This is a genomic window from Saprospiraceae bacterium (assembly GCA_016715965.1).
Classification (GTDB): Bacteria; Bacteroidota; Bacteroidia; order Chitinophagales; family Saprospiraceae; genus Vicinibacter.
Map to the genome: position 1 here is coordinate 1,295,703 of JADJXG010000001.1, position 14,465 is coordinate 1,310,167.

The 14,465-nt window shown below is 41.1% G+C and carries 10 protein-coding genes and 1 tRNA gene; 4 read left to right on the forward strand and 7 right to left on the reverse strand.

All coding sequences use genetic code 11. The features are described 5' to 3' along the window. Positions 1-25 precede the first annotated feature (25 nt). Both IPM48_04775 and IPM48_04780 read right to left on the reverse strand, forming a co-directional pair. Positions 26-1,315, reverse strand: a complete 1,290-nt coding sequence (locus tag IPM48_04775) for a methionine adenosyltransferase (protein MBK9270889.1) — start codon at positions 1,313-1,315, stop codon at positions 26-28. Positions 1,316-1,384: 69 nt separating this feature from the next. Next, positions 1,385-2,071, reverse strand: coding sequence for a hypothetical protein (locus IPM48_04780; GenBank protein MBK9270890.1), 687 nt, complete (start codon positions 2,069-2,071; stop codon positions 1,385-1,387). A gap of 85 nt (positions 2,072-2,156) precedes the next feature. On the opposite strand from IPM48_04780, the gene IPM48_04785 reads away from it, so the two are divergent. The 4 genes from IPM48_04785 to IPM48_04800 all read left to right on the forward strand — a co-directional run bounded on the left by IPM48_04785 (position 2,157) and on the right by IPM48_04800 (position 9,672). Further along, positions 2,157-2,759, forward strand: a complete 603-nt coding sequence (locus IPM48_04785) for a DUF937 domain-containing protein (protein MBK9270891.1) — start codon at positions 2,157-2,159, stop codon at positions 2,757-2,759. A 216-nt stretch (positions 2,760-2,975) separates the two neighbouring features. Continuing rightward, entirely contained in the window at positions 2,976-7,172 is a 4,197-nt protein-coding gene (locus IPM48_04790) for a gliding motility-associated C-terminal domain-containing protein (GenBank protein MBK9270892.1), read from the forward strand. Positions 7,173-8,961: 1,789 nt separating this feature from the next. Further along, positions 8,962-9,035, forward strand: a tRNA-Pro gene (locus tag IPM48_04795). Between the two features lie 28 nt (positions 9,036-9,063). Next, positions 9,064-9,672: a DNA-3-methyladenine glycosylase gene (locus tag IPM48_04800; GenBank protein MBK9270893.1), complete on the forward strand. Its 609-nt coding sequence runs from the start codon at positions 9,064-9,066 to the stop codon at positions 9,670-9,672. Here IPM48_04800 and IPM48_04805 read toward each other — a convergent pair. Genes IPM48_04805 through IPM48_04825 form a run of 5 tightly spaced genes read right to left on the reverse strand, consistent with a single transcriptional unit; the run spans position 9,657 to position 14,447 of the window. Beyond that, positions 9,657-10,805, reverse strand: a complete 1,149-nt coding sequence (locus IPM48_04805; GenBank protein MBK9270894.1) for a serine hydrolase — start codon at positions 10,803-10,805, stop codon at positions 9,657-9,659. The genes IPM48_04800 and IPM48_04805 overlap by 16 nt on opposite strands. After that, entirely contained in the window at positions 10,789-11,433 is a 645-nt protein-coding gene (locus IPM48_04810) for a hypothetical protein (GenBank protein MBK9270895.1), read from the reverse strand. The genes IPM48_04805 and IPM48_04810 overlap by 17 nt, the downstream gene beginning before the upstream one ends. Beyond that, entirely contained in the window at positions 11,423-12,190 is a 768-nt protein-coding gene (locus IPM48_04815; GenBank protein ID MBK9270896.1) for a cyclase family protein, read from the reverse strand. The genes IPM48_04810 and IPM48_04815 overlap by 11 nt, the downstream gene beginning before the upstream one ends. Positions 12,191-12,192: 2 nt before the next feature. Beyond that, entirely contained in the window at positions 12,193-13,077 is an 885-nt protein-coding gene (locus tag IPM48_04820) for an NAD kinase (GenBank protein ID MBK9270897.1), read from the reverse strand. After that, complete coding sequence (locus IPM48_04825) at positions 13,074-14,447, reverse strand: hypothetical protein (protein MBK9270898.1); 1,374 nt, start codon at positions 14,445-14,447, stop codon at positions 13,074-13,076. Before IPM48_04825 ends, IPM48_04820 begins: the two co-directional genes overlap by 4 nt. Between the last annotated feature and the right edge of the window lie 18 nt (positions 14,448-14,465).

A 14,465-nucleotide genomic window follows, 5' to 3' on the forward strand; every position in this document is an offset into this window, starting at 1 on the left:
CAGTTTCGTTTAGAGACGATAAATCTTATTTTATGCCAAACGCTTTGCGCAGGGGCTTGACCATATCAAGTTTCTCCCAGGTAAAGAGTTCTACTTTCATTTTTTTAACCTTTCCTTCCGGAGAGACAAAGGTTTTTTCCACCACTTGATTTTCACGACCCATGTGGCCATAGGCTGCAGTTTCACGGTAGATTGGATTGCGCAATTTAAGTCTTTGTTCGATGGCAAAAGGTCTCAAATCAAACATTTTTTCGATCTTCTTTGCAATCGCGCCATCCGACATTTTCAATTTTGAGCTTCCAAAGGTATTGATGTACAAACCACAGGGCTTTGCAACTCCGATTGCATAAGATACTTGCACCAGCACTTCGGAACAAATGCCAGCTGCTACCATGTTCTTGGCAATGTGACGGGTGGCATACGCCGCAGAACGATCCACTTTGGACGGATCTTTTCCGGAAAAAGCTCCGCCGCCATGCGCTCCTTTGCCACCATAAGTGTCCACAATGATTTTTCGACCTGTTAATCCCGTATCTCCATGAGGACCACCAATCACGAACTTCCCGGTAGGGTTTATATGGTAGGTGATATATTCATTAAATAATTTCTGTATGCTTGTGGGCAATCTTCTTTTCACCCGAGGAATCAGGATGGTCTTTACATCTTCGGCAATTTTACCCAACATCTGTTTGTCTGCCCTGTCCTGTGCATTGACCGCTTTGCCTGGTTTGACAAATTCATCGTGTTGGGTAGAAATTACAATACTGTCAATTCTTTGGGGTCTGTTGTCATCGCTGTACTCGATGGTTACCTGACTTTTTGCATCTGGTCTCAAATAGGTCATCTGCCTTCCATCTTTTCTGATCTTTGCCAATTCCTCTAATAGCATGTGCGCAATGGTTAATGGCAATGGCATGAAATTGGCTGTTTCATTGTTGGCATAGCCAAACATCATGCCCTGATCTCCCGCTCCCTGATCTATTTTCTTCTTCCGGTCCACTCCTCGGTTGATATCAGCAGACTGTTCGTGAATGGCAGAAAGAATTCCACAACTGTTGGCCTCAAACATGTATTCACTTTTCGTATATCCGATGTCTTCAATCACTCCTCTGACAATTTTATGAATGTCGAGGTAGGTTTTGGTTTTTACCTCACCTGCAACGACCACTTGACCTGTGGTAACAAGGGTCTCACACGCCACTTTGGACTCTTTGTCAAAAGCGAGAAAATGATCAATCAATGCATCCGAAATTTGATCTGCAACTTTGTCTGGGTGTCCCTCTGATACGGACTCTGATGTAAATAAGTAAGCCATTTTTTTAAAATAAGGCTGCAAATATATTGCTTTTATTTAATTTAGCCCTTACACCTTCCGTTTATCCGCCTAGTCGATGTATTCTATGATTTGAAGAAACCGAAGATAGAGACTGATTTCAATGGTGAGGTTTCTGATGCTTTGCTCGCTTTGCGGACTAACCATATTGGTTCTTGGGTCAATAAATCGGACTCCCCGAACCCAGATTTGTCTGGATATATCCGGTGCTACGTTGACTTCCAATCCGCCCATGGTAAATTTTCCAAATTCAATTTCAGTTCCGACCCTGACATTGAAACCATAGTTAAATTTTTGGACGAAAGGCTCATATTGCTGATAAAAAAATTGCATTTGTTTTTTGGCCGTATATTCCGTCCTGATCCCAATACCGTAATAAGCTTTGAGCTGTTGCTTTAGAAAAAATTTTTTCATGCCGGCTTCCAAAGCAATGTTATGAAATTTCATCCCAAAAAAACCGCCCGGAAAATCATTGCCGTGAATATCAAAAAAACGCAGTACGCGCTCGCCTGAACCTCGGATATGATACCCCAATTGCCCATAAATCACGTTTCCTCCCTCTGATTCAAAATCGATCCCAAGTGCTCCATGGTGCGCGAGTACAGGACTTCTGCCACCACTCCCTCCTTGCCATCTTTGGGTGGCCAAACCTGTACCCCCCTTTATGGTATATCCATACTTTTGTGCCGTCGCCAATAACGGGATACAAATAGCGATAAGGAAAAGTTTTTTTCTCATACGCACAAAACTAATCGTTAAAAATTTCTGATTTAAAAATCTTTTAAGGTCATCAATTGTTTAACCCATTCACAAAATAATCAAAATGGACTTAAATCAATTGCTCTCAAAGTATTTACCAGATGAAACCCTGGCCAATCTGGCTTCTCAAGCTGGTATTCAAGATCAACACCAAGGTATTGCTGCCGCGAAAAGTATTATGACCACGCTGATGCAAGGCATGTCCAACAACAGTGCATCCTCTGAAGGGGCCGGTAGTTTGCTCAATGCTTTGGATAAAAATCACGACGGTAGTATTTTGGACAACCTCGCCGGTTTTATAAATATGGGCAATTCTGTTCCATCAACTCCGGCTTTTAACGCCGGCGGAATCCTGGGTCATATTCTTGGTTTTAAACAACAAAATGTAGCCAATGGCATCAGCCAGGTTTTTAAGTTGGATCTACCGACAGTCCTAAAGCTAATGGGACTGATCGCACCGGTGGTAATGGGATTGTTGGGAAAAGCAAAATCTGCACAGCAAATCAATCCGGCCAATGTTCAGCAAGTGCTCGGTCAGACAGTACAACAAACACAACAACAAAACAGTGGCTATGGTATTTTTGGAAAATTACTTGATTCCAACAATGATGGCAAAATTTCAGATGATCTTCTCAAAATGGGAATGAATCTTCTTCTGAAGAGGTAGTTTGTTTTTATTACTTTACCACCAACAGTCTGTAGAATATTTTCACACAAATTTTATTTCAGAAAGAGTTGAGTTAACCAAGAAAGACATCAAAGCCTTTGATTTGAGTCTTTTTAATTCCAATGGCGATTCTTAAAAGAATTGGTTAGGTTTGCATCTTGGATGGCAGGATCCTGCGAATTAAACAAACAGGTGGTCTAATCCATCCTTTAGATTATGTCAAGAAAACAAGCCATCCTGTTTTCTCCCCATTTGCTTGCATTTGCAGTATTTTTCTATTTGTGCCTGCGTTTTGAAACTTTGTCTGGTCTTTCTTCTCATTGCTTGAATTCTTTCAAATCGTCAGCAACCTGTGGTCTGTCCATTGATAAATTGGTTATTGGCGATTGTGAATATGGTGTCCGAACAAATAATCAATCCAAATTCATCCTTGCAGTTTTTCTGAGCTGGACCAACCCGCCTACCAATTCCTTGATAGAAGTTAAAGTCAACGGCCAAACCAAATTATTCGATCCATTTGAAAAAGCATGTCCTCCTTATGTACAGTTTATACTAGACCCCGATGGAAGTAATCAAATGGTAGAGGCATATTTCACAGGATCTGGCTGTTTGGCCAATCCTGTACAACTTAATTTTCCGGGTCCTTGTGATCCTCCGGTTTGTTCAGGAGTCCAAACGCTGGGTGGTAAGGTTTTTCAGGATTTTAACAACAATGGGACACAAGAAAGTTCTGAAATAGGAATTCCAAATATTGAAGTCAGGATTTACGATGACAGCAAAAATTTACTGAGTTCTACCAGCTCAAAAACTAACGGATATTGGGCCATTCAAAACCTGCCGATTGGAAGGAAAGTGAGAGTAGAATATCAGGTTTCTCAAGATCTTTATGATTCTAATCCGGGACCGGATAATAAAACCAGAACTCAAAAAACGCAGGTCGGTGATTGTAGAGCAGATTTGGGCATTTTTTCCAGGCAGAACCTAATTGAAGAAAATCCATGGATTGCAACCGCAATGTTTTCTAAAGGGGATGCCACCCAACCAACGCATTCATCCTTCAACAATCCTACCATTGTAGCGAATTTGTTCAACACAACCAATGGTGGTCCAAGGCTTGGACCCAATGGCAATCATTTTCTTGCAAGTGCTGGAGAAACTGGATCTATCTGGGGGCTTGCGTTTCAAAAAGAAACAAAGTCTTTGTTTTCTGCCGCCTTTTTAAAGCGGAACGCCTCTTTGGGACCACACGGACTTGGCGCCATTTATCTGACTGATTTGAGTAGTTTTTTACCCATTCCTAACCCTGTTCCGGGATTCCGTTATTATGGAAACACCTCACTCTTTCTGAATCTGGACAGCTTTGGAATTCTGACTGGACCAGAATCCATGCTTATAAGAAATTTGCCCGTAAATCCCCTGGACGGATCACATGATTCCCTTGTTTTCGATTTGGTGGGCAAATGGGGCTTGGGTGATATGGATCTCAATACCAGTGGAGACACATTATTTGTTGTAAACATGTACAACAGGTCTTTGGTCCGTATTGCAATTGGCAATCCCATTTCATTGCCTATTACAGCAGATCGGATTCAGGAAATATCGATACCTGATCCTGGTTGCAATCAGTCTTCGGATTGGAGACCCTGGGGACTTAAATTTGCGCATGGCAAATTGTACCTTGGGGGTGTTTGTTCTGCAGAGTCCACCGGCGTGGATTCAGACATGAAAGCTGTGGTGCTCACTTTTGCCAATGATCAGTTTGATGAGTTGTTGCGATTTGATCTGCATTATCAAAAGGGATTCCTTGAAGGAAACCTCTGCGGATCCTTTAGACCCTGGTCAAATCATTTTTACAATTTTTACAAGGGTGGTGATGTAGTATGTGGACCTGTGCCTGTCTTGTCTGACATCGAATTTGATTCCGAAGGAAATTTAATTCTGGCACTTGGTGATCGTTTTGGATACCAATCTGGCGGTCGTGATTTTGGAACACGCAGAACTGATCCTATTGCATACATTGCCTTTTCCGGTGGTGATAATTTAAAACTATTCAAACTCAAGGATGAATTTTTACTGGAAAAAAACGCCACTGCCGGTTTTTACACCACCAGAGGGGCTAACAATGGTCAGGGAATCTGTGGGGGTGAATATTATTACGAAGATGGATTTTTTAGTCATCAGGAAAGTGCCCAGGGGGCACTGGCTTTACACCCGAGCTATAACACCATTTTATCCACCATGATGGATCCTGCCAATATCTGGTCCAATGGATGGAGTCAAATCGACAATTCTTTGGGTACAAAAAGATTAAACTACAACCTGTTCACCGGAGAGAGGGGTACTTTTGGCAAATCTTCCGGATTGGGTGATATCGAAATATTGAATGGCTCCTCAACGCAAGAAGGGATTGGCGTTTCCATTGGTAATTATATCTGGTTGGACCGCGATGCAGATGGGTTACAGGATCCCGGCGAAGACCCTATTATTGGTTTACCGGTTCTCTTGCTTGATAGTACAGGAACTCTGGTCTCTGAAAGCGTCACCGATATCTCTGGTCTGTACCTGTTTAAATCTTTGTTTCCGTCCAGTCAATATTATCTTCAACTGGGCCGCGACAGCAGTTATAACAATGGGAAATTATTTTTGAACAGCATCCCTTATTCTACAAGCATCTTGCACAACAGGATGAACTTTGGAAACAAAGAAAATGATTCGGATGCAAATAAAATCGATTCAATTCTGACACCTTCACAAGAAAAAATTATTCTGCCATACTTCACCGGAAAAGATGGGGAAAATGATTTTTCGCTAGACTTTGGTTTGGTTTCTTGTGCCAATCTGAAATTAGATACTCTAATCATTCCTTTGTGCGCGGGGGATTCTATACAAATTGGTAATGAATGGTTTTCCAAAGAGAAAAGTGATGGCAACATCGTGTTTCCTGGTAAGGGTCTGTTCGATTGTGATTCAAGCCTTTTCGTCAAAATTGAAATTCTCGAACCCTCCAATTCAAGGATTGATACGACCGTTTGTGAAGGCGGATTCTTAATGATTCATGGCAAAAGATTTGATAAGGACAATTTACAAGACAGCATTTTGTTAATTGCGTCCAACCAGTATGGCTGTGATTCAACCCTTGTAATTCATCTGACCACGCAACCCGTGAGTCAATTTGTGCTGGATACTTCCATTTGTGCCGGATCAAAATTAATTCTGCACCAAAAAATATTTGACGAAAACAATCCCTCTGATACTGTGATTCTTCCAATTGCAAATCAATTCGGCTGCGATTCTGTAATTATTATCCATCTTAAATTTATTCCTTCTTCTTTGGCGGTGCTTGATACTTCTGTGTGCCAGGGTCACAAACTTGTTTTACATGATCGAACTTATGATGTAAATCATGTGGAAGATACCATTTTGTTATTGCAAAAAAATCAATTGGGCTGTGATTCGATTCTTCATGTCAGATTGAGTTTTCTTCCAACATCAAATTTTAAACTCGATACATTTACCTGCGAGGGATCATTTGTGCAGATTCACAATCAGGTCTTTGATGTCAATACAAATTCAGGTCCAATTGTGCTGAACAGTGCCAATCAGTTCGGATGTGATTCAATACTCAATGTTCAACTTCATTTTTATCCAAAGTCTGCATCCATTTTAGACACTGTAACCTGTCCCCGACAATCCGTGGTCATCCATGGTCATACTTTTCATGAAAATCATAAATCTGACCGTTTGTTATCCCCATTTCCTGATATGAATGGTTGCGATTCTACGATATTGGTTCAGTTAAGCATTTTACCGGAGTATTTTTTTATGGACACTGTTCGAGAATGTGGTGAATTCTTTTGGCCTGTAAATGGCGTTTTGTACGATCGGGGTGGACGGTATTTTTATCAGTCGAACACAATGGATGGTTGTGATTCGACCCACACTCTGTTTCTTGAAATTCTGCCTGAATATCAGTTTTATGACACCATTTGCACCATTGATCGATACACCTGGTCTGTCAATAACACAAAATATGAACACAGTGGATTTTATCAAGCCTCCCTGCGATCAAAAGATTTATGTGATTCCATTCACTACCTGGTCTTGGAAATCATCAGCACCGGAGAGATTTATATTCCCAACGTTTTTTCTCCCAATGGCGATGGTATAAATGATTTGGTCAGCGTGTTTTCCAACCCTGATGTCAAAATGATTCAGCACTTTAGCATTTATGATCGCTGGGGAGAGCGAATGTATGAGTTAAATAATTTCACTCCCAATATTCCTCATTTAGGTTGGGATGGTAGCTTTCAATCAGAACTAGTGAAGCCTGGCGTATTTGTTTACTTGGTGGTGTGGGAGGATAAACTCGGAGGTTTGCACAAGCAATATGGCGATGTGACTCTAATCCGGTGATTTTATTTTTCAACAAGGGCTCTGCAACGGTATTTTTTTATCTTTGCCTCTGACTTAATTTTGAAATACTCGGTTTTTTGTGGTTACCGTTTACATAACTTTTATGACCTTGCATTCTCAGATATGATGAGGGAGCAGCGCGCTAGATTGTTTTATGTGGATACTTTCGGGACGTGGCGTCCCCAAGTTGACTTGGGGAGTAGCGTACCAGATGTTTTTTTAAATGGTGTGTTTTTTTCGGGACGTGGCGTCCCCAAGTGGACTTGGGGAGTAGCGTACCAGATGTTTTTTTGAATGGTGTGTTTTTTTCGGGACGTGGCGTCCCCAAGTGGACTTGGGGAGTAGCGTACCAGATGTTTTTTTAAATGGTGTGTTTTTTCGGGACGTGGCGTCCCCAAGTGGACTTGGGGAGTAGCGTACCAGATGTTTTTTTGAATGGTGTGTTTTTTTCGGGACGTGGCGTCCCCAAGTGGACTTGGGGAGTAGCGTACCAGATGTTTTTTTGAATGGTGTGTTTTTTTCGGGACCTGGCGTCCCCAAGTGGACTTGGGGAGTAGCGTACCAGATGTTTTTTTGAATGGTGTGTTTTTTCGGGACCTGGCGTCCCCAAGTTGACTTGGGGAGTAGCGTACCAGATGTTTTTTTGAATGGTGTGTTTTTTTCGGGACCTGGCGTCCCCAAGTTGACTTGGGGAGTAGCGTACCAGATGTTTTTTTGAATGGTGTGTTTTTTTCGGGACCTGGCGTCCCCAAGTGGACTTGGGGAGTAGCGTACCAGATGTTTTTTTGAATGGTGTGTTTTTTCGGGACCTGGCTTCCCCAAGTTGACTTGGGGAGTAGCGTACTAGATGTTTTTTTGAATGGTGTGTTTTTTCGGGACGTGGCGTCCCCAAGTGGACTTGGGGAGTAGCGTACCAGATGTTTTTTTAAATGGTGTGTTTTTTCGGGACCTGGCGTCCCCAAGTTGACTTGGGGAGTAGCGTACCAGATGTTTTTTTGAATGGTGTGTTTTTTTCGGGACGTGGCGTCCCCAAGTGGACTTGGGGAGTAGCGTACCAGATGTTTTTTTGAATGGTGTGTTTTTTTCGGGACCTGGCGTCCCCAAGTGGACTTGGGGAGTAGCGTACCAGATGTTTTTTTGAATGGTGTGTTTTTTCGGGACCTGGCGTCCCCAAGTGGACTTGGGGAGTAGCGTACCAGATGTTTTTTTGAATGGTGTGTTTTTTCGGGACCTGGCGTCCCCAAGTTGACTTGGGGAGTAGCGTACCAGATGTTTTTTTGAATGGTGTGTTTTTTTCGGGACGTGGCGTCCCCAAGTGGACTTGGGGAGTAGCGTACCAGATGTTTTTTTGAATGGTGTGTTTTTTTCGGGACCTGGCGTCCCCAAGTGGACTTGGGGAGTAGCGTACCAGATGTTTTTTTGAATGGTGTGTTTTTTCGGGACCTGGCTTCCCCAAGTTGACTTGGGGAGTAGCGTACTAGATGTTTTTTTGAATGGTGTGTTTTTTCGGGACGTGGCGTCCCCAAGTGGACTTGGGGAGTAGCGTACCAGATGTTTTTTTGAATGGTGTGTTTTTTTTGGGACCTGGCGTCCCCAAGTTGACTTGGGGAGTAGCGTACCAGATGTTTTTTTGAATGGTGTGTTTTTTCGGGACCTGGCTTCCCCAAGTTGACTTGGGGAGTAGCGTACTAGATGTTTTTTTGAATGGTGTGTTTTTTTGGGACCTGGCGTCCCCAAGTTGACTTGGGGAGTAGCGTACCAGATGTTTTTTTGAATGGTGTGTTTTTTTCGGGACGTGGCGCAGTTTGGTAGCGTACTAGCATGGGGTGCTAGGGGTCGCTGGTTCGAATCCAGTCGTCCCGACTTTTTTCTGTTTTAAAAATTACGATTTTTGATCCTTCCAGAGTCCTATTACCAAAACGAAGATGTAGTCTGGATGGCACAGGACCTCCTTGGTAAAATTCTTCTAACAAATATAGAAGGCAAACATTGTTCAGGCATTATTGCCGAAACTGAGGCGTATCGCGCTCCGGATGATCGTGCCTGCCATGCTTATGCAAATCGCCTGACTCCCAGAACAAAGACCATGTTCGAAACCGGTGGCACAGCGTATGTTTACTTGTGTTATGGGATGTATCATTTGATCAATGTGGTTACGGGACCAGCATCCATCGCTCACGCTGTGTTAATTCGAAGTTTGATACCGCTAGATGGTAAAGAGCATATGCAAATGAGAAGGAATTTGGCAAGATCCGAGTCTCAGTGGACCAAAGGCCCTGGCGCTTTATCTATTGCGATGGGTGTAAATTTAAATCACAATGGACTGCATTTTTTTGATTCTCAATCAGCGGTTCAGATTCACAATAAGCCAATATCTGGACCTGAATTACAAATTTCAATCAGCAAAAGAGTGGGCGTTATAAATTCGGGAGAATGCGCCAATAGGATGTGGCGGTTTTTTATCAAGGATAGCCCCTATGTAAGTCATTGGAGACCTTGAATGGTTTTTTCGAATGAAACTTTGGAGGCCAATAATAAAAAGCGATACGCCAATTTTTCAATTTTGGAATTGGCATTGCTTTGATTGGCCAGCACGATGATGGCTATTTGTTTTTTAGGAAGAATACCTATGTAAGAACTGAATCCACCTGTTCCTCCATTGTGCCAAACGATGTCACCAAAATTGAATAGATACTTGGATCTGCTGTCTATATGCCAGCCTTTTGAAATCTGTCCTCCCGGAATGGCGCCAACCGGTTTCCTGGTGGCTGTAAAAATCTCTGACATTTTTCCCATGGCAAGCTGCGCTTTGCCAAATCTCACCAAGTCTTTGATATTGGATCTTATCGCACCAGCAGCCCCCAATACGGGAAAGTTCCAATAACAAGTGGGCTTTCCATTTGCATCATACCCCTGTGCCAGATTTGAAGACACAGAGTCTCCAACTCCAGTGGAATTCATGTTAAGGCTGGCTGTTATTTCTTCTTTAAGGAGTTGATCAAATGATTTCATACTGACTCTCTCCAGTATCATTCCCAAAATTCCAAAGCCCAAATTAGAGTATTGGTAATTTTTATCTGTTATTTCTTCAGGTTTTTGCAAATAGTCCAATAAATCTTGTTCCGTCAAAGATTCGTATGGTCTGCATTCATCCTTCATTTTGTCAAGAAATACTTTTGGTAATCTGGGTAGTCCTGAATGATGGCTCGCCAGATCCAACAAAGTAACATGGCTGAATTCCTCTTGCTTACAATCTTCCATCATATAATCTGCAACTGATTTCTGCCAGTCAATGATCCCTTTTTGTGATAAAATTTCTGCCAGTTCGGCGGTAAATATTTTTGTAATGGAACCTATTTCAAATACCGTCGAACTGTCAACCATTGTCTTTTTTTCTCTGTCTGCAAATCCAAAACCCCTGAAAAATGCTGTATCCTTTTTAATAACCGCTATCGCCAGTCCCAGCTGATGATTTTTATTTACAAACACCACACTCTCCTGATCAATTCTTTGTGCAAGATTTCCTGTGTCTTGGATTTTTTGAATTCTGTAATACAAAAATCCTGCTGTTGCAATAACCAAAAAGAAAAATGCCAGCAAGACAATCATCAATATTTTAAACATCTTTCTCATGATTGTTTTTTTCCAATTTACTTCTTGAGCGTTGCAGCGAAATGAAAAATATAGATCCTGTTATAATCAAAGAAAATCCAAAAAATGAGATGTACAGAATTTTCCAAATGGATTGCCATTGTGGAAATGCTGCTCTTATAACCATTGCATCGATATAAACCAGTAAAAGTGTAAGCAGAACCAGAACAACCACCATCCCAAAATACTTTCGAAATGAAATCAGATTGTTTTGAAAATACAAACCAAAAAGTATTCTTTTTATGGCTATGTCAGATTTATCGATTCGGTTCAAATCGGAATAAATCCTGATTCCGTCTTTCAGACGTTTTTGATCTATTTGATATTTTGCTTTGAGCATCAAGACTTCCTTGTACACGGATTTCAATTCTTCATCAAATGTCTCGTGATTTATAATTTCAAGAATCATCTGCTCTGCCGTGATATCAAATGCCTTGTTTTTCTCCAAATGGTACAATGCCGAAAGATATCCTAATTTGATTTGGATGTATTCATGGAAAGGAAGGGTTTTGATCTCTTTAAAATAATAAGAAAAGTATGCCAATTGATCATAATATCCTTTGTCCGGCAATTGCTTAAATCGTTGAAATATCGATGAACTACTTTTCATGCTCCGATCTCTTTACCAAAGGATAAATAACAGGACGGGCTGGCGCAGCATCTAGATCAATCGGCGCCAGTTGCAGATACATGAGGTAATTACCATCCCGGATTTCTTCGGGGATATAGATCAACTCTGTGATGGTACAATCCTGTTTTCGTTCTCCATTCCAAAATATCCTGTGCGCTACCAACTTTCCCTCGTCTTCCTCGCGATCGACGGAAGGTAGGTCAACCAACAAGTGCTTGACTTTAAGAGATACAATATACTCCATTGCCTCTTTTGAAAAATAGGCCGGGTTTTGCCCGGAGTATTTCTTAATTTTCTTATTGTCGGGATTGGGTAATGTCCTTATGGCAAGTGCTTCAATGATCTCATCTTGAAGCAGTGATTGAAGTGTTTTCCTTTCTATCACATAATCTCCTTCATGGGTTTTGGTGGGATAGAGACTGCACACATGGACTGGGAACCAAAATTGCTTTAACACATTTTGTATTGAGATTTTGTCCTTGGACAAATGACCATAACATTCTGTGTGGGTTCCATTTCCATGAACATTGTATTGCAGGTTCAAAAAATTGACAGGACCGCCCTCTGCAACAGATCCTACAAATGAACCCATTCTGACCGGTTGGGTGCTAAACAATGGTGCATAAAAGCAATTGGCCTGTTCTTCTCCTTCCCGAATGTAAATGCTTAAATCATGTCCCTGGGTTAAGTCTGCCAGCATCTCGGGATCGCCAAAATCAAACATTCCTTTTTTCATTCTTAATAGTTTCTTTGATCCAGGCCCCAACTTAGTTTGCTGTGTATGGTTTTCAAAAAGCTAACCGGTTGCAATTGGACCAACTGGATGGTGTAATCGCATTTGCGAATCGCCAATTGGTCTTTTTGCTGAATAATGGATTTTCTGGAATCGAGTGTGCACAAAAAACTATCTTCCCTTCCTTCCACTTCAAAACTTAAAATGGAATCATCTGGTATTACAACCGGTCTCACATTCAAATTATGCGGAGCCACTGGTGTAATGACAAAACTTGCATTGTTGGGAAATAAAATTGGTCCCCCGCATGAAAGAGAATATCCTGTGGATCCGGTTGGACTGGATACAATCAACCCGTCTGCCCAATATGAATTCATAAAATCTCCATTTATAAAAGTATGAATGGTGATCATGGATGAGTTGTCTCTTTTAGAAATGGTAAAATCATTCAGTGCGATGGGTATATCTCCAAAAAGCTTAGACTCACTTTCCAGTTGAAGTAAAGTGCGATTTTCTAAAAAATAATTGCCTTCAAGAATTTGGTATATTGCATCGGGTATAATTTTTTTTTCGATACTCGCCAGAAATCCTAGTCTTCCGGCATTTATTCCAATAATCGGTATTCCACCGTGTCTGATGTGGGTCACTGCATGTAGGATTGTCCCATCTCCCCCAAAGCAAATCATAAAGTCTGGTTTTTCTCTAATGATGTCTTCATGACTTGCCCAAACATCTGATTTCCACCTGGACTTCAATTCTAATGACAATTCATCATGGAAATATTGATAAATGGCAAATTGAATTTTATTCTCTTTGAGTTGATTGATCAAGCCAATCAGATGGGGAAGGTTCTCCTCCTTCACTTTCTGGCAGTAAATAAATATTTTCATCTGAAGGCGGATTTACTTTGAATAAAAAACCCCGATTGACCCAAGTGGTTTAAACTATAATTAAACTGTATTTTGAGCGATTGATTTACCAATAAGTCTGTTCCAATCGTAACACTTCTCAGAAGAGTGTTTGATAGTGTGTTTGATACTGCGGCCCATGGATTGACTACATAAGCTGTGTTGCCGTTTATTTTAATATCTCCAATTAGATTTATTTTTAACCTTGGCTCAGATCCTAAAATTTTAAAGAAACTCCTTTTATACTGAAAAATCCGGTAAAACAATCCAGTACTTGCATGGATAAAGTGAATTCCGTCGATGACATAATATTCATACCCTTCCGTATCATACAAATATCCCAGCGCCCTGGACATTAGGTATGGTGGTCTTTTGGAACCAATCGTCTGACCAAGATGCATATCTACCACCCACCTTAATCTTTTACCCATACTTTGAGCATACAATAATTCCTGGGTAAATTGAGCCATGTTTACATTTCCATTGGATATGGAGCTGAAATAGCTTAAAGACCCCGCCATCTTTAACCCGGTAGTTGGTCGCACCTCAAGATCTATCCCGGAATATTTTATAAAAATTGTGTTTTGCAGGTAATCCAATTGATCGTATCCCAGTAATAAAAAATCCGGGTTGCTTTCTGCAATATCCTTGTGTATTCGGTATCGGTGAAACTCTGTGGTGAATACATGGGTATAGTATCTGTCAGGCCTATATTTTATTTGTGCAAACAATGATGTGCGATACTGAAGTATTTGTTGTTCATTTCTGTAAAATACTTGCCGGTTGTTGTGTGTTTTTAAATTTAATTCACGTGTTGTGGTATGTAAGCCCCCAATCCAAAGGCCAAGGTTGTTTTTTCTGCTGATGTACGGATAATCATAGCTTAGTTCGTATTTATTGGTAAATCCTGTATGAATTTTCATTTTAAGCCTGTCCTTTCGCCCAGTAAGATTGTAGTGAAATACCTTAAATCCGTAATTGACCCGATCCAAAGATTGATCATATACATCCCACCAAACTGTAAAATTTTTATCCGCCAATTCAAAGATCGGAGACGCCATCAAAAGCCAGCTTTCATCCACATGACAGTGAATCCTTACAAGACATCGTTCTTCATCAATTATTTCATGATGACATCTGACGGAAGCAAATAGATTGGTGCGAATTAAATCGGTCTGAATTTCTTTCACCCTGTTGTCCAAATTCAAATAGAGTATTTTTTGCCCTTTCTCTACTCTTGCCTCCTGCAACATGACCCAAACCTTTGTTTTTTCTTTTCCGTGAATGATAATTTCTTCTACGGTGACACTATCACAGGCATTCAAGCAAATGCCATATATTAAAAAATTCAAAACCAATAATCCCGTTTT

Bases quoted from the DNA above. Each gene is read 5' to 3' on its own strand.
- IPM48_04815 (MBK9270896.1), bottom strand. From the start codon at position 12,190: ATGAAAAAAGGAATGTTTGATTTTGGCGATCCCGAGATGCTGGCAGAC.
- IPM48_04780 (MBK9270890.1), bottom strand. From the start codon at position 2,071: ATGAGAAAAAAACTTTTCCTTATCGCTATTTGTATCCCGTTATTGGCG.
- IPM48_04785 (MBK9270891.1), top strand. From the start codon at position 2,157: ATGGACTTAAATCAATTGCTCTCAAAGTATTTACCAGATGAAACCCTG.
- IPM48_04820 (MBK9270897.1), bottom strand. From the start codon at position 13,077: ATGAAAATATTTATTTACTGCCAGAAAGTGAAGGAGGAGAACCTTCCC.
- IPM48_04810 (MBK9270895.1), bottom strand. From the start codon at position 11,433: ATGAAAAGTAGTTCATCGATATTTCAACGATTTAAGCAATTGCCGGAC.
- IPM48_04805 (MBK9270894.1), bottom strand. From the start codon at position 10,805: ATGAGAAAGATGTTTAAAATATTGATGATTGTCTTGCTGGCATTTTTC.
- IPM48_04790 (MBK9270892.1), top strand. From the start codon at position 2,976: ATGTCAAGAAAACAAGCCATCCTGTTTTCTCCCCATTTGCTTGCATTT.
- IPM48_04775 (MBK9270889.1), bottom strand. From the start codon at position 1,315: ATGGCTTACTTATTTACATCAGAGTCCGTATCAGAGGGACACCCAGAC.